The organism is Streptomyces sp. NPDC044064 (assembly GCF_056434245.1).
This window is the reverse complement of record NZ_JBWKFN010000001.1, coordinates 25,015-49,062: the sequence shown is the minus strand read 5'-3', so window position 1 is coordinate 49,062 and position 24,048 is coordinate 25,015. Positions and strand designations below refer to the sequence as shown.

23 protein-coding genes are annotated in these 24,048 nt (G+C 72.1%); 5 read left to right on the top strand and 18 right to left on the bottom strand.

Annotated features, from left to right (window positions below):
* Nucleotides 1-33 precede the first annotated feature (33 nt).
* The gene (locus tag AC07DS_RS00255) at nucleotides 34-1,329 is read right to left on the bottom strand and encodes a ThuA domain-containing protein (protein WP_479141211.1); all 1,296 of its coding nucleotides are present in this window, start codon (nucleotides 1,327-1,329) and stop codon (nucleotides 34-36) included.
* Between the two features lie 249 nt (nucleotides 1,330-1,578).
* Between AC07DS_RS00255 and AC07DS_RS00250 the strand changes: the two genes are divergently transcribed.
* Entirely contained in the window at nucleotides 1,579-2,379 is an 801-nt protein-coding gene (locus AC07DS_RS00250; protein ID WP_479141209.1) for an alpha/beta hydrolase, read from the top strand.
* 23 nt (nucleotides 2,380-2,402) lie between these two features.
* On the opposite strand, the gene AC07DS_RS00245 is transcribed toward AC07DS_RS00250, so the two are convergent.
* A complete protein-coding gene (locus AC07DS_RS00245; protein WP_479141208.1) occupies nucleotides 2,403-3,161 on the bottom strand; it encodes a polysaccharide deacetylase family protein in 759 nt (252 codons plus the stop codon).
* A 282-nt stretch (nucleotides 3,162-3,443) separates the two neighbouring features.
* On the opposite strand from AC07DS_RS00245, the gene AC07DS_RS00240 reads away from it, so the two are divergent.
* Together AC07DS_RS00240 and pip are read left to right on the top strand one after the other, a co-directional pair.
* Nucleotides 3,444-4,670: a glycoside hydrolase family protein gene (locus AC07DS_RS00240; RefSeq protein WP_479141206.1), complete on the top strand. Its 1,227-nt coding sequence runs from the start codon at nucleotides 3,444-3,446 to the stop codon at nucleotides 4,668-4,670.
* A 37-nt stretch (nucleotides 4,671-4,707) separates the two neighbouring features.
* Nucleotides 4,708-5,673, top strand: a complete 966-nt coding sequence (gene pip / locus AC07DS_RS00235; RefSeq protein ID WP_479141204.1) for a prolyl aminopeptidase — start codon at nucleotides 4,708-4,710, stop codon at nucleotides 5,671-5,673.
* A gap of 53 nt (nucleotides 5,674-5,726) precedes the next feature.
* Here pip and AC07DS_RS00230 read toward each other — a convergent pair whose 3' ends face one another.
* The 4 genes from AC07DS_RS00230 to AC07DS_RS00215 all read right to left on the bottom strand — a co-directional run bounded on the left by AC07DS_RS00230 (nucleotide 5,727) and on the right by AC07DS_RS00215 (nucleotide 8,984).
* The gene (locus tag AC07DS_RS00230; protein WP_145884300.1) at nucleotides 5,727-6,116 is read right to left on the bottom strand and encodes a RidA family protein; all 390 of its coding nucleotides are present in this window, start codon (nucleotides 6,114-6,116) and stop codon (nucleotides 5,727-5,729) included.
* Nucleotides 6,117-6,237: 121 nt separating this feature from the next.
* Complete coding sequence (locus AC07DS_RS00225) at nucleotides 6,238-7,524, bottom strand: MFS transporter (RefSeq protein WP_479141202.1); 1,287 nt, start codon at nucleotides 7,522-7,524, stop codon at nucleotides 6,238-6,240.
* Nucleotides 7,521-8,060, bottom strand: a complete 540-nt coding sequence (locus AC07DS_RS00220; protein ID WP_479141200.1) for an ArsR/SmtB family transcription factor — start codon at nucleotides 8,058-8,060, stop codon at nucleotides 7,521-7,523. The genes AC07DS_RS00225 and AC07DS_RS00220 overlap by 4 nt, the downstream gene beginning before the upstream one ends.
* Nucleotides 8,061-8,213: 153 nt before the next feature.
* Nucleotides 8,214-8,984: an isoprenyl transferase gene (locus AC07DS_RS00215; RefSeq protein WP_145884332.1), complete on the bottom strand. Its 771-nt coding sequence runs from the start codon at nucleotides 8,982-8,984 to the stop codon at nucleotides 8,214-8,216.
* A gap of 120 nt (nucleotides 8,985-9,104) precedes the next feature.
* Between AC07DS_RS00215 and AC07DS_RS00210 the strand changes: the two genes are divergently transcribed.
* A complete protein-coding gene (locus tag AC07DS_RS00210; RefSeq protein WP_479141198.1) occupies nucleotides 9,105-10,073 on the top strand; it encodes a TAXI family TRAP transporter solute-binding subunit in 969 nt (322 codons plus the stop codon).
* Here the strand turns inward: AC07DS_RS00210 and AC07DS_RS00205 are convergent.
* From AC07DS_RS00205 to AC07DS_RS00170, 8 genes are all read right to left on the bottom strand, one after another.
* Nucleotides 10,064-11,446, bottom strand: coding sequence for a sensor histidine kinase (locus AC07DS_RS00205; protein ID WP_479141196.1), 1,383 nt, complete (start codon nucleotides 11,444-11,446; stop codon nucleotides 10,064-10,066). The genes AC07DS_RS00210 and AC07DS_RS00205 overlap by 10 nt on opposite strands.
* Nucleotides 11,443-12,138 (bottom strand): response regulator transcription factor, encoded by a 696-nt coding sequence (locus AC07DS_RS00200; RefSeq protein WP_479141195.1) that lies wholly within the window; start codon nucleotides 12,136-12,138, stop codon nucleotides 11,443-11,445. Before AC07DS_RS00200 ends, AC07DS_RS00205 begins: the two co-directional genes overlap by 4 nt.
* A 70-nt stretch (nucleotides 12,139-12,208) precedes the next feature.
* Nucleotides 12,209-13,579 carry an MFS transporter gene (locus AC07DS_RS00195; protein ID WP_479141194.1) on the bottom strand — a complete coding sequence of 457 codons (1,371 nt, stop codon included), beginning with the start codon at nucleotides 13,577-13,579 and terminating at the stop codon, nucleotides 12,209-12,211.
* A 174-nt stretch (nucleotides 13,580-13,753) separates the two neighbouring features.
* Nucleotides 13,754-14,008: an LmrA/YxaF family transcription factor gene (locus AC07DS_RS00190; RefSeq protein ID WP_479141192.1), complete on the bottom strand. Its 255-nt coding sequence runs from the start codon at nucleotides 14,006-14,008 to the stop codon at nucleotides 13,754-13,756.
* Between the two features lie 193 nt (nucleotides 14,009-14,201).
* Nucleotides 14,202-14,951 (bottom strand): GNAT family N-acetyltransferase, encoded by a 750-nt coding sequence (locus AC07DS_RS00185; RefSeq protein ID WP_479142111.1) that lies wholly within the window; start codon nucleotides 14,949-14,951, stop codon nucleotides 14,202-14,204.
* Nucleotides 14,952-15,247: 296 nt separating this feature from the next.
* Complete coding sequence (locus AC07DS_RS00180) at nucleotides 15,248-16,531, bottom strand: FAD-dependent oxidoreductase (RefSeq protein WP_479141191.1); 1,284 nt, start codon at nucleotides 16,529-16,531, stop codon at nucleotides 15,248-15,250.
* Nucleotides 16,532-16,749: 218 nt separating this feature from the next.
* A complete protein-coding gene (locus AC07DS_RS00175; protein WP_479141189.1) occupies nucleotides 16,750-17,676 on the bottom strand; it encodes a hypothetical protein in 927 nt (308 codons plus the stop codon).
* A gap of 105 nt (nucleotides 17,677-17,781) precedes the next feature.
* Nucleotides 17,782-18,207, bottom strand: a complete 426-nt coding sequence (locus AC07DS_RS00170) for a hypothetical protein (protein WP_479141187.1) — start codon at nucleotides 18,205-18,207, stop codon at nucleotides 17,782-17,784.
* Between the two features lie 267 nt (nucleotides 18,208-18,474).
* Between AC07DS_RS00170 and rox the strand changes: the two genes are divergently transcribed.
* Complete coding sequence (gene rox / locus AC07DS_RS00165) at nucleotides 18,475-19,905, top strand: rifampin monooxygenase (RefSeq protein ID WP_479141185.1); 1,431 nt, start codon at nucleotides 18,475-18,477, stop codon at nucleotides 19,903-19,905.
* Between the two features lie 20 nt (nucleotides 19,906-19,925).
* Here rox and AC07DS_RS00160 read toward each other — a convergent pair whose 3' ends face one another.
* The 4 genes from AC07DS_RS00160 to AC07DS_RS00145 all read right to left on the bottom strand — a co-directional run bounded on the left by AC07DS_RS00160 (nucleotide 19,926) and on the right by AC07DS_RS00145 (nucleotide 24,024).
* Complete coding sequence (locus tag AC07DS_RS00160; protein ID WP_479141183.1) at nucleotides 19,926-21,074, bottom strand: permease; 1,149 nt, start codon at nucleotides 21,072-21,074, stop codon at nucleotides 19,926-19,928.
* A gap of 57 nt (nucleotides 21,075-21,131) precedes the next feature.
* On the bottom strand, nucleotides 21,132-22,391 hold the full coding sequence (locus AC07DS_RS00155) for an MFS transporter (protein WP_479141182.1): 1,260 nt from the start codon (nucleotides 22,389-22,391) through the stop codon (nucleotides 21,132-21,134).
* Nucleotides 22,388-23,470 carry a PLP-dependent cysteine synthase family protein gene (locus AC07DS_RS00150; RefSeq protein ID WP_479141181.1) on the bottom strand — a complete coding sequence of 361 codons (1,083 nt, stop codon included), beginning with the start codon at nucleotides 23,468-23,470 and terminating at the stop codon, nucleotides 22,388-22,390. Before AC07DS_RS00150 ends, AC07DS_RS00155 begins: the two co-directional genes overlap by 4 nt.
* A 116-nt stretch (nucleotides 23,471-23,586) precedes the next feature.
* The gene (locus tag AC07DS_RS00145) at nucleotides 23,587-24,024 is read right to left on the bottom strand and encodes a hypothetical protein (RefSeq protein ID WP_479141179.1); all 438 of its coding nucleotides are present in this window, start codon (nucleotides 24,022-24,024) and stop codon (nucleotides 23,587-23,589) included.
* Nucleotides 24,025-24,048: the final 24 nt, after the last annotated feature.

Genomic DNA, 24,048 nt, shown 5'->3' with positions numbered 1-24,048 from the left:
CGGGTTCACCGGCGGTCGTCCGGCCCCGCAGGGTCAGGGCTGCTCCGTGAGCCGGAAGCTCTGGGCGGGGGAGCCGTCGCAGGTGCGCTGGGTCAGCTGGACACTGTCCGTGGCCGTGGACGTGGCGCTGAGACACCGGCCGCTGTGCCGGGCCACGAAGTGATAGCTGCCGTCGGCCTGTTGGACCGGGCTCCACTGCTGGTTGCGGCCGCCTCCGTAGGACCACAGCTGGAGCGGGGCGCCGTCGGCGGTGGACCGGTCGGTGACGTCGACGACCTGCTGGGGGTTGCCACGGCTGGTGATGCGCACATATCCGCTGTCGGTGGACCGGAACTGGTACTGCTGGGCGGCGGTCCCGTTGCAGGTGTACTGCTGGATCGCCGTGCCGTCGGCGGTGGCCGCGCCCCGGGCGTCCACGCAGGTGCCGTTGCCGGCGTTGCGCAGCGTGTACCAGGCGGTCTCGGAGATCGGGCCGGCCGGCGGCCGGCCGTCCGCAGCCCCGCCCAGCCACTTGAGGCCGTCGAGGACGAACCGGTTCTGCGTCTCGCTCGCGAAGGTCGAGGACAGCGGCGTGTCGGTGGCGTAGTCCATCGCGTTGTGGCCGAAGTTCGCGTACAGCATCCGGTACTTGGTGTTCGTCCACAGGATCGGGTAGTAGCCGCTGTACCAGGTCTGGTCGGGATCGGTGCCCAGCGGGAAGCTGCTGGGGTCTATGGAGGCCAGAATCCTGATGTCGGGGTTCTGGCGCAGGTCGTTGGACCAGCTGTACCACTCGCTCACCGACGAGGTGAACGTGGCCGGCAGGTTCTGCGTCGCGGGATGGGTACGGTCCTCCACGCGCAGCACGGCCGTGGTCGGGCCCCAGGTGTTGGACCTGAAGTTGCCCGATCCCAGGAACTGGTTGTGGTACCAGGACCAGCCCGAGGCGTTCGTCGTGAACGCCGAGACGTGGAAGCCCATCCAGGCACCGCCGGAGCGCATGTAGTGCTCGAACCCGGTCCGTTGGGCCGCCGTCTGCGGCAGGTCGTCGAGGAAGAGGACCACCTGGTAGGCGTTCACCCCGCCGTTGGCCAGCAGATCCCAGTTGCTGCTGGCGGTGTAGGTGAACCCGTTGGCCGCAGCCTGTTCGGGGAACCATTCGTTCGCTTCTTTGACGAAGCTGATGTGCGCCGCGTCCCAGGTGCCGTTGTACAGGGCCAGCACCTTGAAGGGCGCCGCCGCGGTCCGGTCCGCGGCCCGCGCGGGCGCACCGGCCATGCCGAGCAGCACGGCCAGCAGGAGAAGCAGTCGTAGGGGAAGAGAGCACGACGACGTTCTGACACCGAGCATGTGCCGCTCCTGTCGTGTGGGGGTTGCTGCAACGTAAAGGTCTGAACCAAGGTCGTCAAGAGGTGAAGTAACCGAGGAATCGGACGCGTTGGAGCATGCACTGCTTGAACCGTCCGACCGGGGGATGGTCGGGAAGTCGCATCCTCCGGCCCGGCAGGCGCCGCGTCGGCCTGCCGGGCCTGCGATCGGGGCTCAGTGGTGCTGTACGCTCATGCCTCGAATCGAGGTGTACCGAAAAGAGGTATGTGCGTGTCCCGAGTCCAGGCCTCCCCTGTCCCGCTGGTCTACGGCGAACACCCGGACCACGCCGCCGATCTGTTCCTGCCTGCCGAAGGGGTGGGACCGGGCGTGCCGTTGGTGCTGTTCTTCCACGGCGGCTTCTGGCGTGCCGAGCACGATCGGCAGCATGTCGCGGGATTCGCCCGGGCCCTGGTGGCGCAGAGCGGCTGTGCGGTGGTCAGTGTCGAGTACCGCCGGGTCGGTGGTGGAGGGGGCTGGCCGGTCACGTTGACCGACACGGCGCAGGCCGTCGACCGGCTGCCCCGCCTCGCCGCGCAGGCCGCGCCCGGTCGTGTCGACCCCGCGCGCGTGGTCTACGCCGGGCACTCGGCCGGCGGCCACCTCGCCCTGTGGGCCGCGCTCCGGCATCGGCTCCCCGACGGCGCACCCGGCCGGACCGAAACTCCGCCCGCGGTGCTCGGGGTGCTCGCCCTCGCCCCCACCGCGGACCTGGCGTGGGCCGATGAACTGGGCAGCGGCCGGGGCGCCGTCGCCGCCTTTCTCGGTGGTGCGAGGGAGAAGGTCCCGGACCGGTACGCCGCCGCCGACCCGGCAGCCCTGGGCGTCCCCGCAGGTCGTACGGTCGTGGTCCACGGCACCCGCGACGAGGCGCTGCCCGTCGCCATGGCCCGCAGGTACGCGGCACGGGTGGCCGCCACGCTCCACGAGCTGCCCGGGGCCGGTCACTTCGACGTGATCGACCCCGGCGCGGCGGCCTGGCCCGTCGTGACCGAGGGGCTGTGGACCGTCGTCGCCGGGGTCGAGGTCTGAAGCAGGGTGCGGCCGCGCCCTGTTCAGCGAACGGGGAATCCGAAGGAGTACCCCTGCTGCTTCAGCCAGGGCAGCAGGGTGCTGAGCGCGGCCACGGTCTGCGAGCGGTCGCCGCCGGCGTCGTGGAAGAGCAGGGTCGGGCCATTGTGCAACTCGCCCTTGACGGTGTTGATGATGGCGTCGGTGCCGGGCCGCTCGAAGTCCTTGGAGTCGACGTTCCAGCCCAGCGGCCGCATCCCGTGCGAGGCCGCGAGGTGCCGGCTGTACGGGGTGAACGCGCCGCCCGGGGCCCGGTAGTACATCGGCCGTACGCCCCCGGAGGCCTTCGTGATCTGGCTCTCGGCGTCCAGGATCTGCTGCGACTGGTAGGCCTGGGACTTCTTGTCCATGGTGGTGTCGTGCGACACCGTGTGGTCGCACAGCCGGTGCCCGGCCTCCACCACCTTCTTGACCATGTCGGGGTGCGCCTCGGCCTGGGTGCCGACCATGCAGAACGTCGCCTTCACGCCGTTGTCCTTGAGCACCTGCAGCACCTGCGGGGTCCACTGCGGGTCCGGGCCGTCGTCGATGGTGATGTTGACCGCGTGGTCGCCGCCGTCGGAGGCGTGGACGATGGTGGCGGACACGGGCACCGCCTTCTTGGCGGCGGGGTGCGCCGCCTGGTGCCCACTGGGCTGGCCGGCCTGCGCGGTCCATACCGACGTGGCGGCGGCGACCGCCGTCACTCCGAGCGCCGCCGCGACCACCCGGCCGTACCATCCCCGCCCGCCATGCCGTGCCATGTCCGCCCCGATCCTCGCCGTGTTGGTGGGTCCCCCCATGCACCTGTCAGGACGGCATAAGTGGGCCGCGGGATCCGTCTGTTACGGATCACGGACAATTCCGGGGTACTTCCGGGACAGGTGCCGGAGCGGCCTCGCCGAAACCCCCCTCCCGTGGGCCGAATTCCATCTCCCTCTGTTCATCCACCTGAACATCGCTCATGTGGGTGTACATGGCCGGGCGGGCTGTGCAAGGCTCGGTCAACTTCCCTTCCACTGTGCCGAGTTGGAGGACGCGAGTCGATGGAGATCTCCCGACGTTCCGTACTGACCACGGCCGCCGGCGCCGCTGCCCTGTACGCGGTGCCGACGACAGCGGCCCGGGCGGCCGAGCAGACCCCCGCGGCGGACGTCCGTACGCTCAGGGCCGCCGCCGACTACGCGATCGGGAAACTCCGCACCGTCGCCCCGGGGGTGACGGCCTTTCCGGTCGGCACGAAGGCGGAGAAGTGGGTGTACTCGCAGAACGGCGACTGGGTCGGCGGCTTCTGGCCCGGCACGCTCTGGATGGCCTGGCTGTACAGCGGCGACGACACCTTCCGTACCCTGGCACTCGACTCCGCGAAGAAGCTCGCTCCCCGTCAGACCGACACCACCACCCACGACCTCGGCTTCCTCTTCTACCCCTCCTGGGTCACCGCATGGCGCCTGACCGGCGACGACACCTGGCGGACCGGCGCCATGCGGGCGGCCGACTCGCTGATCCGGCGCTACAACCCGGCCGGCCGCTTCATCCGGGCCTGGGGCGCCTTGAACGATCCGAACAACGCGGGCCGCGTCATCATGGACACGATGATGAACCTCGACCTGCTGGCCTTCGCGAGCGAACAGACGGGCGACGGGAAGTACCTCGGCATCGCCACGGAACACGCGAAGACCGCCCAGCGGGTGTTCCCGCGCCCGGACGGCTCGACCCCCCACGTGTACGACTTCGACCCCGCCACCGGCGCGCCGATCGGCCCCGGCACCGTGCAGGGCTACAGCCCCGCGTCCTGCTGGGCGCGGGGGCAGGCCTGGGGCATCTACGGGTTCACCACGATCCACCGCCGCACCGGTGACCGGCAGTTCCTGACGACCGCACGCCGGCTCGCCGACTACGCGCTGGGCGCCCTCACCCCCGACCACGTCCCCGTGTGGGACTTCCGGGCACCCCAGCAGCCGTACGACGTCAAGGACGCCTCCGCCGGCGCGATCACGGCCTGCGGACTGCTGGACCTGTCCGCGGCGACGGGCAGGCCCGAGTACCGGGAAGCCGCACTACGGCTGCTGACCGCGCTGGCGAAGACCTGTCTGACCAGGAACTCGACGCGCGCCGAGGCCGTCGTCGCCCGCTGCACCCGCAACCGCCCGGCCGAGGACGGGATCGAGATCTCCCTCCCGTACGCCGACTACTACCTTCTCGAAGGCATCCTGCGCGTCCTGCAGCCCCAGGACGTCGACCGGGCGATCGACCTGTCCGGCTCGAAATGAGGGCGACCGGGAGCCGATGCGAGGTTACGGTGCCCTGATGCCCCTCTATCCGGAGATCGAGCCGTACGCACACGGCATGCTCGACGTCGGCGACCACAACCTCGTGTACTGGGAGACCTGCGGCAACCCCGAGGGCAAGCCGGCGGTCGTGCTGCACGGCGGTCCGGGATCCGGGTGCGGCCCCTACCCCCGGCGCCTGTTCGACCCGGCCGCCTACCGGATCGTCCTGCTCGACCAGCGCGGCAGCGGCCGCTCGACACCGCACGCGAGCGACCACGAGACCGACATGAGCGTCAACACGACCGCGCACGTCATGGCCGACCTGGAGCTGCTGCGGCGGCACCTCGGCATCGAGCGCTGGCTGGTGTGGGGCGTGTCGTGGGGCTCGGTGCTCGCCCTGCGGTACGCGCAGACGCATCCGGAATCCGTCTCCGAGCTGGTGCTGACCGCAGTCGCGACAGGCTCCGGCGCCGAGGTTGAGCTGCTCACCAGGGGACTCGGCAGGATCTTCCCGGAGGCCTACGACCGGTTCCTGGCCCAACTGCCGCCCGCCGAGCGCGACGGCAACCTCGCCGCGGCCTACAACCGGCTGCTGGAGTCCCCCGACCTCGCGGTACGCGAGCGGGCGGCGCGGGCCTGGACCGACTGGGAGACGGCGATCATCCCCGCACCACCGCGCTCCGTCGCCCGCTTCGAGGACCCCGCGTACCGCATGGGCTTCGCCCGCACCGTCACCCACTACTGGGGCAACGACCACTTCCTGAGCGAGGGGGAGGGCGACGGCGAGGGCGTGGTCCTGCGCGACGCCCAGCTCCTCGCGGGCATCCCCGGCACCCTCGTGCAGGGGTCGCTCGATTTCGGCAACCTGCTCGGCATCGTCTGGCGCCTCCACCGGTCCTGGCCCGGCAGCGAGTTGGTCACCGTGGGCGACGCCGGCCACACCACCGGGGCACCCGGTGTGGCGCAGGCACTGGTGGCGGCGACGGACAAGTACCGGAAGTGAGGGCGAGGCAGAGGCTGGCCACGCACTCGAACACGCCTCGATCCAAGGGCCCGTCAGGTGAGCGGCCGCCGCGCGTACACCTCGATCTCGATCTTCATGCGAGGGTCGGCGAGACCGCAGACGAGCATCGTCGCGGCCGGGCGGACCTCGCCGAAGCAGCGGCGCAGGACCGGCCAGCAGGGCTCGAAGTCCTCGCGGTCGGGCAGCAGGTAACGCACCCGTACGACGTCCGCGAAGCCGCAGCCCGCCTCGGCCAGCGCGGCACCGATGTTGCGGAGGCACTGCTCGGCCTGTTCCACCACGTCGTCGGAGATGGTCATGGTGGCGTAGTCGAACCCGGTCGTCCCGGACACATGGACCCAGTCGCCGTCCACCACGGCACGGGCATACCCGATCTGCTCCTCGAAGGCCGAACCGCTGAGGATCGCACGTCGCTCTGTCATGCGCCGAACGCTAGGTGACCTGCATCGATACGTCTAATGCCGGGCAGGGCATGACCTGTGTCTCGGCGTACGACGCGACCCGAACTTCCCCTCGCGGGCTGGTCGACGACCTCGCGGAGCCCTAGACGGCACCCTCCTGAACGGGATCCCGGGATGCCCGGCGATCTGGATCACCGGCCGGGGCTGCGGTACGCAACGCCGCCTCGACCCGGCGGTTGCTGGTCATGGTCGACGTGACGGCGGTCATGGCGAGGAGGAGGCCGGCGGCGGTGTAGAGCGGGGTGCGTACGTCGTAGGTGGTGGCCAGCCAGCCGCCGAGGAAGGCGCCGAACGGGGCGGCGCACATGGCGAGCATGCGGGAGGTGGAGGCGACCCGGCCCATCAGGTGGGCGGGGACGATCGCCTGCCGCAGGGAGGGGCCGAGCACCATCGTGGCGCCCATGCCCGCGCCGCAGACGGCGAGCGCGAGGCCGGCGACGTACGGGTTCGGGGCGCCGGCAAGGCCCAGGATGGCGAGTCCCTCGACCGCTGCCGTGCAGGTCAGTGCGGTGCCGGTGCCGAGCCGTCGGCCGAGGAAGGAGGCGATGCCCGCGCCGAGCAGACCGCCGGTGGCCTCCGCGGTGAGCAGCAGGCCGAAGCCGAAGGTGTCGATGCCGAGACGATCGTGCGCGAAGAGGGCGAGTACGGTCTCCACAGCGAGGAAGGCGATGTTCCCGACCGCCGGACGCAGCGCGAGCCCGAGCAGCAACTGATCCCGGAACACGTACGAGGCGCCGGCCCGCGCCTGCCTCAGTAGCGACTCACGGGCCTGCGGAACGGGCCGGGGTGCGGCAGGCAGCGACCGTACGAGCAGTGCGGAGAGCGCGAACGACACCGCGTCGGCGAGCAGTGGAAACGCCCGCCCGAGCGCGAGCAGGGCGCTGCCCGCAGGTGGCCCCGCGAAGCCGGACGCGGCGGTCTGGGTGCCGCGCAGGCGGGAGTTGGCGCGCTCCAGGAGCGCGGGGTCGCGGCCGAGCAGGTCCGGCAGATAGGCCGTGGCGGCCGTGTCGAAGAGGAGTCCGCCGAGGCCTAGCAGGAAGGCGACGGCCGCGAGCAGTGGAATGCTCAGCACGTCGAGTGCGGCCGCTGCCGCCGGTATCGCGAGCAGCACCGCACGCGCCGCGTCCGTGACCCACATCGTGCGCCGACGGTCCCAGCGGTCCACCAACGCACCGCCGAGCACCCCGAACAGCAGCCACGGCAGCGTTCCGGTCGCCGTCACGACGGCGAGCGCCATCGGATCCCGCGTCAGCGTCAACGCGAGCAGCGGCAGCGCGGCATGAGTCACCCCGTCACCGAGCGAGGAGATCGTCTGCGCAGTCCACAGCCGTCCGAACCCGGTCGTCAACTTCCGGACGTCCGAGGTCACTTGGCGTCCCCTTCGGCCTGCTCGTGCGAAGCCGGGTGGAACAGTGCGAAGACGAGTGACGCGTCCGGCAGCGACGGATCGGACAGCTCCCGGTACTCGTCCGCCAGCGCCTGCAGTCGCGCCCCCAGCTCCGCGAACTGCTCCTCGGTGAGCCGCAGATGCGCCATCCGCACGTGCCGCTCGCCATCTGCGGGCGCTGCCTCCAGGTCCGCCACCGCATGCCGCATCAGCACATCCGGCCCTCCCTCGCCCGGATCCGGCAGCACGATCGCCCGCGCGGCCATGGCGTAGTACCGCTCGGTGACCCCACGGACCTTCCTGGTGCGTACCACCTTCACCAGGCCGGCCCGTTCGAGCAGCCGTACGTGGTAGCTGGAACTCCCCTTCGCGAGGCCCAACCGTTCGGCGATCTGCGTGATCGTCGAGGGCTCGAAGCGGAGCACGGCCATGATCCGGTGACGCGTGAGATTGGAAACGGCGCGCAGCTGCTCGTCAGTGGTGACGTGGAACGTCTCGGGAAGATCATCGCTAGGCATGCCCCCAATGGTCAACGTTTCTTGACCATTGGGCAAGGGGTTATTCGTTCAGACTTCCGGAATCGGCTATTCAGCAGGTGAGGCCCAAGTTCCTGAACAAGGTCGCCGAACTGCGCGAGCGCGGCGTCGGCTTCACCTCGCGCAACGCGGCCGTCAGCGGCCGTAACGGCGCTCCCGGGCCGCGTACGACCGCAGGGCGCGCAGCAGGTCGATCTCGCGGAACGCCGGCCACAGGACGTCGACGAAGTGCACCTCGGCGTAGGCGGACTGCCACAGCAGGAAGCCGGAGAGCCGCTGTTCGCCGGAGGTGCGGATGATGAAGTCGGTGTCGTGCCCGGCCGGCGAGTACAGGTTGTCGGTGATGTGCTCCAGATCGAAGTCGGCGGCCAGCTCCGTGGGGTCGCCGCCCGCACTGATGTGCTTGTCGAAGGCCGCCTTCACGGCGTCGACGATCTCCCGGCGGCCGCCGTAGCCGACGGCGACGTCGACCTTCAGCCCGCCCCGGCCCTGGGTGAGGGCGGCGGCCTCCTTGAGGACCCGGGCGGTGTTCCCGGGCAGCAGGTCGAGCGCGCCGATGATCTCGATCTCCCAGGGCTCCCCGGGGGCGCAGATGCGCCGGACGGTCTCCTCGATTATGTCGAGCAGGGGACCGAGTTCGTCGGCCGGCCGGTGGAGGTTGTCGTCCGACAGCATCCACAGCGTGACGTGCTTGATGCCGGCGTCGGTGCACCAGTGCAGGAAGTCCGTGACCTTGGCACCGCCGACGCGGTAACCCTCCCGGACGTCCTGATGTCCCGCACCCCTGGCCCAGCGCCGGTTCCCGTCCAGCATGATCGCCACGTGCCGCGGCCGGGGCAGGCCTTCCAGCTTGCGGTTCAGGCGCCGTACATAGATCGCTTCCAACGCCGAACGCAAGGCCTTCATCGCCACGCCGATGTCCCTTCTCCTACCCGTGTTTGAGGGCGCAAGGATAGTGCCACCCTCCGTGCAGGGGCCACGCGGGAGTGGAGCCTTCCGCCCGCGCGAAGAGGCTACGCTGCGGGCGTGACCGGTCGACCGATGAGCCGCCGCGGCCTGTTGGAGGCCATGGCCCTCGGCGCCCCGGCCCTCGCCCTGGCCGCCTGTGCCGGGGACGGCGGACCCGACTGGCGGCTCAGACTCGCGACGGGAGCGCCCGGCGGGCCGTACAACGCCTTCGGCAAGGCGCTGGCCGCCGAGGCCGCCCGGACCGTCCCCCGGCTGCACATCAGCCCGCTCAGCACCTCGGCCAGCGTGGACAACCTGCGCAGGCTCGGCGCCGGATCGGCGGACCTGGGCCTGGCGATGGCGGACGCCGCCGAGGACGCCGTCCAGGGACGGGAGCCGTTCTCGGACCGGGCCGCCGTTACGGCTCTCGCCCGCGTCTACGTCAACTACACGCACCTGGTCGTACCGGCCGACGGACCCGTGCGGTCCGTGGGGGATCTCGCGGGCCGGTCGGTCGCCACCGGCGCGGCGGGCTCCGGCGGACAGGTACTGGCGAACCGGCTGCTGCGGGTGACGGGTCTGACCGGCAAGCGGTCGGTACGGCAACGGCAGCTGGGCCTCGCCGCCTCGGTGCAGGCGCTGCGCACGGGCACGGTCGACGCGCTGGTCTGGGCCGGGGGAGTGCCGACCCCCGCCCTGTCGGCGCTGGCCGGCGAACGCCCTTTGCGCTTCCTGCCGCTGGAGGAACAGGCCGCCGACCTGCGCGACACGTACGGCCCCGTCTACACGGCGGTCACCCTCCCGGCCGGCGTCTACGGGCTCACCGAACCGGTCGGCACCGTCGGCGTGGGCAACTATCTGCTGGCCCGCTCCCAGGTGCCGCAGCAGGCGGTGCGCGCGGTGCTCCAGGTGGTGTTCGACCGCTGGCGCGTGCTGCTGCGGGAGGTCACGGCGGGCGCCCGGCTCGAACCCAGGTTCGCTGTCGCCACGGGGGACGTACCTCTGCACCCCGGCGCGGTGGCCTACTACCGCTCGGTCTACGGCTGACCCGGCACCGGACCCGGCAGACGAAGCTCCACCGCCAGGCCGTGGGGACCGTTGCCGGCCGTGGTGAGGTGACCCCCGCTGAGGCGGGCGATCTCGTCGGCGATGGCCAGGCCCAGACCGCTGCCGGGCACGTTCTGATGCTCGGGCGCCCGGGTGAAACGCCGGACGAGCAGGGGGAGCTGATCGTCCGGCACTCCCGGGCCGTCGTCGGCGACGCGCACCACGACCTCCCCGTCCGCGAGCGCGGCCGTCACCGTGACCCGCCCGCCGCACGGGACGAACTTGACCGCGTTGTCGAGGACCGCGTCCAGGATCCGGCCGACGGCGTCCGGCACGGCCGGCGCCCGCAGCCCGTCCCGTACGGCGGCGGCGCTCAGCTTCAGCCCGGAGGCCTCGAACACCGGCTGCCACGCGGCCACCCGCTCACGCACCCCGCGGGACACGTCCTGCTCGGTCCGCTCCGCCGCCCCCGACTCCACCCGCGCCAGCGCGAGCAGGCCGTCGAGCAGTTCCTCCAGGCGCTCCGCCTCGTCGAGGGCGCGCGCGTGCTCCTTTCGGCCGGGGCCGGGCGCGAGGTGCGGCTCGACGTTCTCCAGCTGGAGCACCAGCGTGGCCAGCGGGTTGCGCAGTTGGTGCGAGGCGTCGGCGACGAAGGCGCGCTGACGGCCGAGGGAGTCGGCGACCGCCTCGGCCATGCCGTTGAAGTGCAGACGCAGGCTGCGCAGCTCGGGCGGTCCCGTGTCGGATACGGCCCGGGTCTCCAGGCTGCCGCACGCCAGTGCGGCGACGGCCCGGTCGAGGTCACGGACCGGGCGCATCAGCCAGCGGGTGATGCCGGCCGCGACCAGGGCCGCGGCAGCGAACGCGAGGAGCGCCCCGCAGGCGACGATCGCCCAGCGCACGGTCACGTCCCGGCGGGCCGCGGTGGTCGGGACGGCCAGCAGGACGGCGCCGCTGACCCGTTCGTCCCGGCCGACCGGCTCGGCGAGCACCACCCGGTCCGGCCCCCACGGCCGTACGGTCGGCAGCCGCTCGGTGGACCGCCCGGTCAGCGCCCGGCCCAGGGCGTCGTCCGCGGCGGACCGGGAGACCCTGGCCCCCGCCTGCGCGAGAGTCCGCCCCGCGGAGTCCACCACGGTCACCGAGGCGCCGTACAGCTCGGCGTACCGGCTGATCTCGGTGGACAGCTCGGCACGGTCGGCGGCCGTCCGCACCCGGTCGGCCAGGTCGGCGAACCGCACCGCGTCGGCGCGCCGCTGGAGCAGCAGATGCTCCGTACGCCCGCTCGCGTACGAGCCGGCCAGCGGAACCGACAGCAGCAGGGTCGCGGCCCCGATGAGCACCATCAGCACGGCCAGCAGCCTGCGCCTCATGGCCGGCGGCCGTCCTGGCCGTCGGTCCCGAGCTGGTATCCGAAGCCCCGCACCGTACGCACCACTTCGGCGCGGCCCGTCTTCGCGCGGATGCCCGCCACGTGAACGTCCAGGGACCGGGACGCGGCGAGGAAGGCGTCGCCCCAGATCCGGTCCAGGATCTCCTCGCGGGAGTGCACCTCGTCCGGCCGGGCGGCGAGGAAGGCGAGGACGTCGAACTCGCGCCGGGTGAGCCGTACTTCCGCGCCGCCGGCCGTGACCGTACGGCCCGCGATGTCGATCTCCACATCGCCGGTGCGTACGGGACCTCCGCCACCGTCCGTGCCGCGGGCCGACGCCGACCCGGTACGGCGGCGCACGGTGTCGATCCGGGCCATCAGCTCGTTCATCCGGAACGGCTTGACCACGTAGTCGTCCGCTCCGGCCCGCAGCCCCTGCACGATGTCGCGTTCCTCGCAGCGGGCCGTCACCACGATCAGCGGCGCGTCGCACACCGTGCGCAGCCGCCGCAGCAGCTCGAGACCGTCGAGATCGGGCAGACCGAGGTCGAGCAGCACGAACTCGGCCGCGTGGACGTACCGCAGCGCGTCCAGGGCCCGGCCGGCCCTGCGCACCGTGTGCCCGCGCTGGGCGAGGGCCGTGGTCAGAGCCTGGGCCATACGGTCGTCGTCCTCGACGAGCAGCGCGTCCATGTGAAGTCCTCGTGCCGTGGTGACCTGGGCTGCAGCTTACGGAAGCCGCACGGCCCGGGTCACCGTCGCGTCAGCCGGCGGCCTTCGCGGGAGCGCGGTCGCGACCGGCGTCCGCCTCGGACTCGGCGCGGCTGAGCGCCGCGTTGCGGGTGTCCGGCATCAGCACGTAGGTCACCAGCGACACGAGCGCGCACCCCGACACGTACCAGAAGAACACCTTCTCGTGACCGCTGTCCTTGAACCACAGGGCCACGTACTCCGCCGTCCCGCCGAACAGCGCGTTGGCGACGGCGTACGGCAGCGCCACCCCGAGGGCGCGCACCCGGGTGGGGAACAGCTCCGCCTTCACGGCCGCGTTGATCGAGGTGTACCCGGTGACGACGACCAGCGCCAGCAGGGACAGCCCCAGCGCCGGCCAGTACGAGGACGCCGAGCCCAGGGCGGTCATGATGGGGTACGTGCCCACCGTGCAGCCGACCGCGAAGGTGATCAGCAGCGGCCGGCGGCCGATCCGGTCGGAGAGCATCCCGGCGAAGGGCTGGAGCAGCGCGAAGACGGCGAGCGCGGTGAAACTCACCAGGGTGGCCGTGGACTTGGCCATGCCCGCGCTGCCGATCAGGTACTTGGTGAGATACGTGGTGTACGTGTAGTACGCCACCGTCCCGCCCAGGGTGAGCGCCATGACCAGCCCGGCCTCGCGGCGGTGTTGCCACAGCGCGCGGAGGGTGCCGCGCGCGGTGTCCGTGGGGCCGTCCGCCCCGGACTCCTCGGTGAACGCGTCGGTCTCGGTCAGCCGCCGTCGCAGCCAGAACACCACCCCGGCGAAGAGCGCGCCGATGACGAAGGGGATCCGCCAGCCCCAGCTCTCCAGCTGGTCCGTGGTCAGGGTGTGCTGCATCGTGATGAGGATGGCGAGGCCGAGGAGCTGGCCGCACGTCATCGACACGTACTGGAAGGAGGAGCCGAGCCCGCGCCGGTCGCGGGCGGACGCCTCGGTCAGATAGGTGGCGCTGGCGGCGTACTCGCCACCGATGCTCAGGCCCTGCAGCAGCCGGGCCACCAGCAGCACCACGGCGCCGAAGTAGCCGGCCCGGCCGTAGGTGGGCGCGACGGCGATGAGCAGGGCGGCCACCGACATCATGGTGACGGTGAGGGTGAGCGCGCTCTTGCGGCCGTGCCGGTCTGCCGCCCGCCCGAGGATCCACCCCCCGACCGGACGCATCAGGAAGCCGACGGCGAAGATGCCCGCCGTGTTGAGCAGCTTGGTGGTCTGGTTGTCGCCGGGGAAGAACGAGTCGGCGAAGTAGATCGCGAAGCTGGCGTAGACGAACCAGTCGTACCACTCGACGAGGTTGCCAAGAGACCCGCCGACGAGGGCGAGACGGCGGTTGCCGGGGGAGGCCGACGGTGGCTTTCCGGGCAGGGCGGCAGACGATGACATGGCGGCTCCAGGTGGGGAAATCCGGTGGGATCGGGGAGCGGGAGAGTGCCCCCGGAACCTGAGTGCGCCCGAGCATGCGGGCTGCCGCCGCACCCGGACAAGGTCCGCCGCCCAGATCTAACATGCCGCTAAGAAAGCGGCTGTGAGCACCCCGGGAAGGCGGCCGCGGGCTCGTCACCCGCCCGCCGATGCCGCCCGGACGATCGCCGCTGCCGCCTTGGCCGCCGCGAGGACCGGCGCGGTGCTGCGCGCGGCACGGCCGAGCATGAAGGCACCTTCCAGCAGCGCGATGACCGAGCTCGCCGTCTCCCGGGCGGCGGATTCGGGGATGCCTCCTTCGGTGTCGTACGCGGCGAGACGGTCGACCCAGCTGTCGAAGACCTCCGAAGTGGCCTGGCGCAGCGGCTCGTTGCTCCCGGCGCCCGCCATTGCGACGCTCCCGCCACCGGCCGCCGCCTCGCCGAACTGCTGCCCGACACGCGCTATGTGGAGATCCCCGACGCCCGAACCCTGGTCCAGCCGGACTATCCGGCCGCCCTCGGCGCGGAGATCCGCCGCTTCGTCAAGGAGCATCCGCTGCCCGGCGGGGGCTGAGTACGGCTCGGCCCCCGCCGGGCGCGGGTCACCCTTCGAGCGTCACGTAGAGGCGGGTGCCCCGGGGCCGGAATCCGACCCGCTCATAGACGCGGCGCGACCCGTCGCCCGAGTACTCGAGCCAGACGGACGACGCCCCGCCCGCGAACGTGGTCCCCGCCAGGGCCGCCGTGATCGCGGCGGCGATGCCCCGGCCGCGGTACGCGGACCGGGTGCCCACACCCGCCACCTCGGCCGTGCCGTGGGCGGGTGCCGAGCAGACGGCCGCACCGGCGCAGCCGCCGTCGGCGGCACGGACGAACCGCACGGCCCCGCCGCTCTCCTGGGTGCGCCGCAGCCGGGCCGCGCCCTCCGGAGAAGCGGGGAACTCGCCGTCGAACGCCTCGGAGAGGGCGGTGTCGATCGCCGTGTAGTCCTCGTCGGTGTCCGGTGCCACCACCTCGAGGTTCCCGGTCGGCACCGCCAGCGTGGCGGGGGTGCAGACCATGTATTCATGGACCGCCTCCGTCGCGAAACCGGCCCGGCGCAGGGCAGGTTCGACGGCCGGGGCGGTGTCCGGGGCGAACTCCAGGCGGGGCTTGAGACCACGCTCGCGGAACGCCCCGATCAGGTCGCTGACGTCCCGGTCGGTCGGCTCGGCGCCGGGGAGCGGGGTCGCGTAGTTGACGTACGGGCTGGTCGTCGTGGGATCGATTCCCACGACGAAGCCTCCGACTTCGACCGTCGCCGGACGGCGCAGCAGGTTGGCGACGGCGAAATTCTGGACATCGGTGTGCACGATGAAGATGACCTCACGTTGGATGGCAGCCACGAGGGCTGCGGGTCCGGCCTGTCGGCCAGGAAAAGGGGATGTACGTGGGGCCGCCGTGAGGAGACGCGAGGGCACCGATGGCCGCTGCCGCGGAAGCGGGCGGGATCAGTGCCGACGGCGGCCGCTGGGGGACGCCGCGATCAATGGCTTCAGTCCTTCGTCGTGCATGAGCGAATGCAGATCAACTCCCCGAACACTGCCACACTCCGAGCGAGCGCGGCAAGCAGATAAGACGCCGGGTGCCCGACCCGACCGGTCGTGCTTCAGCGTGTCGTCGTCAGCCGCGCCGCGTGCCGGGCGATGCGGGCGGCCGCGAACTCCGTGCCGGCCACGAAACGCATCATCGGACCGAACATCGGCGCGGCGAGCGATCCGGTGAAGTACAGGCCCGGCACCGAGGATTCGAACGTCCCTGTCAGGGCGGGGGCCTTCGATCCCGGCACGCATGCCACCGCGCCGCGTACGGCGGGTGACAGGAAGGGTATGACGTCCAGGTCGAGGCGATAGCCGGTGGCTGCCAGCACATGGTCGACGGCGAGCGTGACGGTCCGGCCGTCCGGCTCCGCGAGTTCCAGATGTGCGACGGAGCCGCCCGCCGTGGCGCGAGTGACGCGGCACGACGTGCGCACCGGCACGACACCCTCGACCCTGTCCCGCAGCCACCAGCCTCCCGACGGGCCCAGCGCACGCCGGAACAACAGCAGCCGGGCCTGCGAAGGGAGCAGTCGTACCCCGCCCGGAGCCTTGCAGACCGCGGCCAGGACCCAGCCCGTGCCCAGCGGCGAGGCGGGCTTTGCCACCCGCTGGGTCCAGGGCCGGGCCAGATCCGGTGTCATGCCCCACAGCACGCGCTGCTCCCGGACCAACACCTGCACCTCCGCACCGGCCTCGTGCAGCAGCGCGGCGCTCTCCAGCGCGGACTGGCCGCCGCCGACGACGGCGACGCGCTGACCGGCGTACCGCGACAGGTCTGTGTGGTGGCTGGTGTGCGACACCAGGGCTCCGGTGCCGGGGCCTTCGGGGGCCAGGCGCCGCAACTCGTCCGGGACGTGGGCGAGCCCGTTCAGACCGGTGGCCACGACGACGACCGCGGCGGTGAGTTCCCGGCCGTCGTCCAGCCGAACGCTGAACCCGGAGCCGGTCGCCGCCCTGTCGACGGCCACGACGCGCGCGGGGTCGACGTCACCGACGTACCGCTTCTGGAACCATTGCCCGTAGCGCACAAACACCTCGCACGGGATGGGCGTCAGCTCGGTCAGCTCCGGTTCGCCGTGCAGCCGCCGGAAGTCCGCGAGCCGCCCTCCGGGTCCGGGCGCGGACAGGTCCGTGGCCGCCGGTGTGGATTTCAGGAACATGCCGGTCGCCATCGCGTGGCGCCAACTGCCCATCACGTCGCCGAAGACGCGCACGGGTACGCCGACGGCCCGCAGGTGCGCGGCGACCGAGAGTCCGTACGGCCCGGCGCCGACCACGACGACCGGTGGCCCCGCCCTCCCCGCCGACGCCTGGGCATGGGTGTGGTGCTGTTCCGGAAGCGACTGCGTCACGCATCCCCCTGGTGGTCGACCCGCCCCCACTCCGACGCCCAGTCTTACCCAAGCACCGGCATAGCGATGCGATATGGGGCATACATTGCTGAAATGTGGTCGAACCGTTGGCAGTTGACGATCCGCGACCGCGACCGCGACCGCGACGCGCCGCACAGGCAAAGGCCGGCCCGCCGGCACCCCCGAGGGAGGCGCCGGCGGGCGACGTGCCATGAGGGTCAGCCCACGCGCAGCGTGAGGGCGGCCGTGCGGAGCTTGCCCCCGGTGCGGAACTGCAGGAAGAGCCGCCAGTTGCCTGCGGTGGGCAGTTCGGCGTGGAAGGACAGGGCCGGGCCACCGTGGTCGCCGTCGACCTTGGTGGTGGGGTGGAGGTGGGCGAACGCGGCGTCGCCCTCGTGGAAGGCGGTCAGGTGGGCGTAGGTGTCCAGGTAGGGCTGGAGGTCGGTGACGGGCTTGCCGTCCTTGGTGATCCGTACGGTCAGCGGATGCGCCATGCCGGCCATGGGCTCGCCTGCCACGGTGACCGTGTAGCCGTCGACCGTCGTGCTCCCGGTCGCGGCGGGCAGCCGGGTCCGGGCGGCCGGGCCCGGGACCGTCGCCGTCCGGCTCAGCACGAAGTCCTTGCCCTTGCCGCTCCCGCTGTCCGGCGTGAAGGAGGCGAACATGCGCCATGCGCCGGACGCGAGGGAGGAGAGGCCGGCCGTCCAGGTTCCGTCCGGGGTCATCGTCGGGTGGATGTGCTGGAACCCGGTCAGGTCGGAGCGGATGGCGTAGAAGTGCATCCGCTTGGTCTGGTCGCGGGCGAAGCCCGTCACCGGCTTGCCGTCCGGGCCGGTGACCGTGAAGCGGTACGGGGTCTGCTTCCCGGCGGTCAGGGTGGTGTCGGAGCTGGTGAGGCGGTAGCCGTCCTCGGCGGCGGCCAGGCCGTTGCCGTCGGCCCCGTGCTCCATGCCGGGCATGCCGTTCATCGATGAGCCGGCTCCGGATGCGGAGGTCGCGGCCGGCTTGGCGCTGTGGTGCATGCCGGGCATGGCGGAGTCGTCGGAGGACCCGCAGGCGGCCAGCGTCAGGGCGAGGGCGGCTGCGGTGCCGGCGGTCGCGAGGGCACGGCGGCGACGGACGGTGGAACGGGTGGAAGCGAACATCGCTGGGGTGTCTTTCCGGGTGGCGCACCACGCCGGGTGGCGCGCGGGGCGATCAGGACGCTGCGGCCGGGCAGCCCGGAAAGGGACTGGTCCGGCACGGTCCTGTCACGTCCGCGCGACGCACATCTGAAGGAGGAGGCCACGTCCGCCCGGTGGCCCGCGCCGCCCGGTCCCGCCGGGACGCCATGCGCGGTGCACGGCCCAGGCCGCCAGTGCGGCGAGTGCGAAGAGGGCGGTGAAGGGCGCCACGGGCAGCGGGATGCGCTGCTCGGCGGGAGTGGCGACGCACAGCTTCCCGTGCGCGGCCATGCCGTCCGGGGCCCGCAGTGTGCCGGACCGGGTCCGTGCCGGCTCCGCCGATGCCGTCCCGGACTCGTGGCCGCCGTGCATGACGACGGCCGGACCCGTCCGTCCGTGACAGCCGTCGACGGCCGCGGCGGGGGAGCCGTGCATGAGGAACAGACCGAGCAGGATCGCGCACGACGTCAGCAGCCGGGTGATGCCCGGCCTGCGGGTGCGTGCGCCGCCCATGATGACCTGTCCTCCCTCCAGCCGTCGCGGACCACCGGGACGTGGTCGGCGCTACGACGATACCTGGTGGGGGTACCCGAGAAGAAAACGGCCGGACGGAAAAGGCCGGAAGACATGAAGAGGCGACTGCATGAAGAAAGGCAAGGAGCTCGACCACTCCTTGCCACTCTCAACGTATAGCGCACCGGGGGGCTTGCGGCAAGGCCCCCGTCGTGCCGCAGAATCACCGGCCGAAGCCACAACCTGCGGAAATACATGGGGGCAGTGATGATCGACGTGATCGTCGTCGTCGGCGGAGGACCGACCGGCCTGATGCTGGCCGGCGAGCTGCGGCTGCACGGCGTGCGCGTGGTCGTGCTGGACAAGCTGACCGAGCCGACCGAGCAGTCCCGCGGGCAGGGCCTGCACGCGCGCAGCGTCGAGCTGATGGACCAGCGCGGCCTGCTGGACCGGTTCCTCGCCGTCAGCGAGAAGTTCCAGGTCGGCGGCCTCTTCGGCGGCATCGCCAAGCCGTGGCCGGACCGGTTGGACACGGCTCACCCGTACGGTGTCGCCACCCCGCAGCCGGTCACCGAGCGGCTCCTCGAGGAGCGTGCCCTCGAACTCGGCACCGAGATCCGGCGCGGCTGCGAAGTGGTCGGGCTCAGCCAGGACGGGGACGGGGTGGCGGTCGAGCTGGCGGACGGTACGCAGCTGCGCTCTCGCTACCTCGTCGGGTGCGACGGCGGCCGCAGCACGGTGCGCAAGAGGCTCGGCGTCGGATTCCCGGGCGAGCCCGCCAAGGTCGAGACGCTGCTGGGTGAGATGGAGGTGACCGAGGACCCGGCGACGATCGCGGCCGTGGTCGAGGAGGTCCGCAGGACTCAGCTGCGATTCGGTCTCAGCCCCAGCGGGGACCGGGTGTACCGCGTCGTCGTGCCGGCCGACGGCGTGGCCGAGGACCGTGCGACCGCGCCGACCCTCGAGGAGTTCAAGCAGCAGCTGCGTGCCTTCGCGGGCACCGACTTCGGCGTGCACTCGCCGCGCTGGCTGTCCCGGTTCGGCGATGCCACCCGGCAGGCCGAGCGCTACCGGGTCGGCCGGGTGCTGCTGGCCGGCGACGCGGCGCACATCCACCCGCCGACCGGCGGGCAGGGCCTCAACCTCGGCATCCAGGACGCGTTCAACCTCGGCTGGAAACTGGCCGCCGCGGTCGAGGGCTGGGCGCCGGAGGGGCTGCTGGACAGCTACCACGCCGAACGGCACCCGGTGGGCGCCGCCGTGCTGGACAACACCCGTGCGCAGATCACCCTGTTGGGGACCGATCCGGGTGCGGCCGCGCTACGGCAGCTGTTCTCGAAGCTGATGGACTTCGAGGAGGTGAACCGGTACGTGACCGGGCTCATCACCGCGGTCGAGGTCCGTTACGACTTCGGCGAGGGGCATGAACTGCTCGGCCGGCGGATGCGGGACGTGGGACTGAAGCGGGGGCGCCTCTACGAGCTGATGCGCGACGGCCGCGGACTGCTGCTCGACCAGACCGGCCGGCTCTCGGTGGCGGGCTGGGCGGACCGGGTCGACCACGTCGTGGACGTCAGCGAGGAACTGGACGTGCCCGCGGTGCTGCTGCGGCCGGACGGCCACGTGGCGTGGGCGGGCGAGGACCAGCAGGAACTGCTCGGCCGGCTCCCCGAGTGGTTCGGGGCTGCCACCGGCTGAACACGCATCCCCCGCACAGGTCACGCGACTTCCGCGTGCTCCGGTGAGCCGCCCATCATCCGGAGCATCGCGGGGCCGCCGGTACGCAGGAAACGGACGACGAAGACCGCGGCGAGCAGCAGGAACGCGATGTTCAACCAGGTCGTGTAGTCCCAGCTGACGCCTTCCGCGGGGAGCTCCGCATCGGCCTGGTCGGGGATCAGGCCGAGCCCGCCGAAGACGAACTCCACGACGTAACCGGCGACCGCCATCGCCACATAGAACGTGCCGAGGAGGAAGACGGCCGTCCGTGCCCCGTAGTACTTCCGGTAGATGTTCAGGATGGGCAGGATCACCAGGTCCGCGAAGATGAAGGCGATCACGCCGCCGAAGCTGATGCCGCCCTTCCACAGCACCACGGCCAGCGGCACGTTCCCGATCGAGCAGACGAACGCCGCGATCGCCACCAGCGGTCCGATGAGCGGCCCGATCGCCTTCGCCACGGCCGGGTCGTCCGCGACGAAGAACGTGCGCCAGAACTCGTCCGGCACCCACGCGGCGATCGCCCCGGCGATGAGCAGGCCCGCCACCAGGTCCCGCAGGATCGCCGCCCACTCCATGACGAAGATGTGCGACACGGAGGTGAACCCCTCGCGGGAGAACAGCCGCCGGGCGAAGCCGCCCTCGCCCTGCACGGACATGTCCATCGCCGCATGCCCCTCCATGGACCCCGCCAGCCCGCGGGCAGCCTGCTCACGTGCCTCGCGGAGCAGGCGCTCGCGCAGCAGGAGACGGAAGAGGACGGCGAGTACGACGATCATCACCGGCCCCCCGACGAACTCCGCGGCGGTGAACTGCCAGCCCATCAGCAGCGCCAGGATCACCCCCAGTTCCACCACCAGGTTGGTCGAGGCGATCTCGAACGCCATCGCCGCGGTGAAGTTCGCGCCCTTGCTGAACAGCGAGCGGGCCAGCGCGACAGCCGCGTACGAACAGGAGGACGAGGCCACGCCGAGACCCGCCGCCCGGGTGAGCGTACGGGGCCGGTCGTCCCCGAGCAGCCGTACGATCGTCGCCCGGCGCACCACCGCCTGGACCACGGCCGACAGGGCGAAACCCAGGATCAGTGCCCAGGTGATCGCCCAGGTCATCGAGCCGGCAATGGCCAGCGCGTGGCCGATCGCATGCATGTGTGCACCTTTCGTGGCGGCGGCCTGTCTCGGTCGAGTCTGCATCGGGGTGTGGTGTCACGCATGCTGTGCCGGCAGCGGCCGCGGCAGGCTTCGCGCCAGGTGTCCGGCACGGGCGAGGCCGCTGACGGCGGCGGCACAGGCCAGCCCGGTGCCGGTCAGGGCCGCCCAGGTGAGCCAGAACGCGTCGTGCCGCGCGGCGAAGTCCAGCATCGCGCCCGTGACGAGGTTGCCGACGGTGATGCCCAGACCGGAGACGGTGCTGTAGAGGCCGTAGTGCGTGGCGACCAGACGGCCTCCGGACAGGGCGACGACCGTGTCCATCTCGAAGGGATACGTCACCGCCGCTCCCGCCGAGAGCAGCACCACCGCCACGAACAGCGCGGCGGGCACCCCGACCGACGAGTCGTGCGGGGTGAGCCCCAGCGGGAGGAAGGCCAGCCCCATCGCGACCAGCCCCCGCACCAGCGCCTCGGCGGGCTCCCACCGCTCCTTCGCCCAGCCGGTCAGCCGCAGCTGTCCCACGACCGCCACCGCGGCCGAGACCACGAAGAGACCGCTGGTCAGCGTCGTGCCGTGCGAGCCGAGAGCGTGGGCCGCGGTCAGCGGAAGGGCCAGGTAGATCTGGAAGGTCAGCACGTTCGAGCCGATCATCGCCGTGGCGAAGAGGAGGAACGGCCGGTTGGCGACGACCGTGCGCCACTGCGTCAGCACCTGGTCCCGCCCGGCGCCGCCCGGCTCGACGCGGCGGGCGGGCAGGGCCCGCCACTGCAGCAGGGTGAGTGCGCAGAACACGGCCGCGGCCACCGCGCACACCAGGCTGAAGTCCGCCGCCAGCAGCGCGAGTCCGATCACCGGCCCGAGCAGCATGCCCGCCTGGTAGTAGACGTTGAACGTCGCGAAGGCGTCGACGCGGCGCTCACCCGCCTCGACGGCGAGACAGGCACGCACGGCCGGATTGAACAGGGCGCCGGCGAAGCCCGTCGCCGCGGAGGCGGCGACCAGGGCGGGCAGACTGTCGACCCAGCCGAGCAGGCCGAAGCCCAGGGTGCGCAGGAGACACCCGGTCATGATCGGCGCCTTGTAGCCGAAGCGGTCGGCGAGGGTACCGCCGATCAGGAACATGCCCTGCTGGGAGAAGTTGCGCACGCCGAGCACCAGACCGACCGCCCAGGCGGCCAGGCCCAGTCGGCCGGAGAGATGGGCGGCCAGGTACGGCATGAGCATGTAGAAGGCCAGGTTGATGCCGAACTGGTTGGCCATCAGCAGCCGTACGGCGGGTGGGAAGGAGCGGGTCTGCCGCCACAGCTGCCTCATCGGGCGACCCCGGCCGGCCGCGGGGCGTCGCCGGTGGCGAGCGGGTCGACCACCCGGGTGCAGCGGGTCCAGCGGGTGACGGCCCGTACGCCGGGATGGGCGATCTCCTCGGGATCGTCGGCGGGAGGACGGCCGATCAGGTCGTGCGCACGGCAGTAGGCGTCGTCGTAGACCGTGCCGACGTAGCGCTGCGGGCCGTCGGGGAAGACGGCGACGATGCGCTCGCCGGCCGGCCGGGCGCGGGCCAGCCAGCGTGCGACGAGGGCGACGGCGCCGACGCTCCAGCCGCCGGTCGCGTAGTGGTCGCGGGCCAGCCGGCGGGCGGCCCACACCGCTTCCGGGGCGGCGACCCAGTGGACCTCGTCGAAGAGGCCGTAGGCGACGTTGCGCGGATGGATGCTGCTGCCCAGGCCGCGCATCAGGCGTGGCGCTGCCGGCTGCCCGAAGATCGTCGAGCCGGTCGCGTCGACGCCGACGACACGCAGCCCGGGGGAGTGCCGGCGCAGCACGGAGGCGATGCCGGCCGAGTGCCCGCCGGTGCCGACGGAGACCACGAGGACGTCGACGCGCCCCAGCCGGCCGGCCAGTTCACGGGCCATCGGCGCGTAGGCGGCGACGTTGTCGGGGTTGTTGTACTGGTCCGGGCACCACGCGCCGGGGTGCGCGGCCAGCAGTTCGGCGACACGTTGCCGCCGGGCCTGCTGCCAGCCGCCGATGGGGTGCGGGGCCCCGACCACCTCGACCTCGGCGCCGTGCGCGGTGAGGAGGCCGGTCATCAGGGGCTCCGTGCCGGTGTCCGTGACCACCGTGACGGGATGTCCGAAGGTGGCGCCGGCCAGGGCCAGGCCGAGGCCGAGGGTGCCTGAGGTGGACTCCACGATCCGTGCGCCGGGCCGCAGTTCTCCGCGCCCGCGGGCCGCGTGCACCATGTACAGGGCGGCGCGGTCCTTGATGCCGCCGGGGTTGTGTCCTTCGAGCTTGGCCCAGAAACCGCGTCCGGCGGCGGTGAAGGGCTCGCCGATCCACAGGACCGGGGTGTCCCCGACGAGTCCGGGGAGACTGCTGGTGGGGTCGTTCATGGCGTGCTTCTCCTGCGGCCGGGCCGCGTGCGGCCACCGGCCGTGGGTAGGGGGAGGACGGTGATCGGCGGCCACGCCCGCACCAGCGGGGGGAGTCGGGCGTGGCCGAGGGACGATCAGGTCCGCCACACGCCCAGGCGAGCCGGCGAGGGTCCCACGGAGAAGTCGGCCGTCCCGGCGGCCGCAGGCTGCATGGACGGCACCCGGCACGCCGAACGGGAGGCGGCCGTGGTGACCGGCGGCGCCTCGTGGAGCGTCTGCAGGGCCCGGGCCGCGTCCCGCGGTGCCTGGATCGTCGGCTCGTCCCCGCCGCAGCAGTGCGATTCGTGGTCGTGGTCCGGGTCCGCCGCCCGGCAGGCGGGATCCGCCGCGAGGGCATCGGCCCGAGCGAGGGCGACGCGGACGGCCGGGACGGTGTCCGACCGCGCCGAGGCCGGCGACGCGGGTCCGTGGGCGCAGGCCAGCAGGTGCATCAGGGCGGCCAGGAGCATCGCGACAGCCGCCACGGCGTGCAACGCCGAGCAGCTGCTGGAGTGATCCGGGCAAACCCTCACGGCGCAAAGAGTAATCGCAACATC

Coding starts and splice junctions, on each gene's coding strand:
- AC07DS_RS00150 (WP_479141181.1), bottom strand. CDS start 23,470: ATGAACGACCCCACCAGCAGTCTCCCCGGACTCGTCGGGGACACCCCG.
- rox (WP_479141185.1), top strand. CDS start 18,475: ATGATCGACGTGATCGTCGTCGTCGGCGGAGGACCGACCGGCCTGATG.
- AC07DS_RS00255 (WP_479141211.1), bottom strand. CDS start 1,329: ATGCTCGGTGTCAGAACGTCGTCGTGCTCTCTTCCCCTACGACTGCTT.
- AC07DS_RS00200 (WP_479141195.1), bottom strand. CDS start 12,138: ATGGACGCGCTGCTCGTCGAGGACGACGACCGTATGGCCCAGGCTCTG.
- AC07DS_RS00230 (WP_145884300.1), bottom strand. CDS start 6,116: ATGACAGAGCGACGTGCGATCCTCAGCGGTTCGGCCTTCGAGGAGCAG.
- AC07DS_RS00195 (WP_479141194.1), bottom strand. CDS start 13,579: ATGTCATCGTCTGCCGCCCTGCCCGGAAAGCCACCGTCGGCCTCCCCC.
- AC07DS_RS00215 (WP_145884332.1), bottom strand. CDS start 8,984: ATGAAGGCCTTGCGTTCGGCGTTGGAAGCGATCTATGTACGGCGCCTG.
- AC07DS_RS00170 (WP_479141187.1), bottom strand. CDS start 18,207: ATGGGCGGCGCACGCACCCGCAGGCCGGGCATCACCCGGCTGCTGACG.
- AC07DS_RS00240 (WP_479141206.1), top strand. CDS start 3,444: ATGGAGATCTCCCGACGTTCCGTACTGACCACGGCCGCCGGCGCCGCT.
- AC07DS_RS00155 (WP_479141182.1), bottom strand. CDS start 22,391: ATGAGGCAGCTGTGGCGGCAGACCCGCTCCTTCCCACCCGCCGTACGG.
- pip (WP_479141204.1), top strand. CDS start 4,708: ATGCCCCTCTATCCGGAGATCGAGCCGTACGCACACGGCATGCTCGAC.
- AC07DS_RS00175 (WP_479141189.1), bottom strand. CDS start 17,676: ATGTTCGCTTCCACCCGTTCCACCGTCCGTCGCCGCCGTGCCCTCGCG.
- AC07DS_RS00205 (WP_479141196.1), bottom strand. CDS start 11,446: ATGAGGCGCAGGCTGCTGGCCGTGCTGATGGTGCTCATCGGGGCCGCG.
- AC07DS_RS00190 (WP_479141192.1), bottom strand. CDS start 14,008: ATGGCGGGCGCCGGGAGCAACGAGCCGCTGCGCCAGGCCACTTCGGAG.
- AC07DS_RS00220 (WP_479141200.1), bottom strand. CDS start 8,060: ATGCCTAGCGATGATCTTCCCGAGACGTTCCACGTCACCACTGACGAG.
- AC07DS_RS00245 (WP_479141208.1), bottom strand. CDS start 3,161: ATGGCACGGCATGGCGGGCGGGGATGGTACGGCCGGGTGGTCGCGGCG.
- AC07DS_RS00160 (WP_479141183.1), bottom strand. CDS start 21,074: ATGCATGCGATCGGCCACGCGCTGGCCATTGCCGGCTCGATGACCTGG.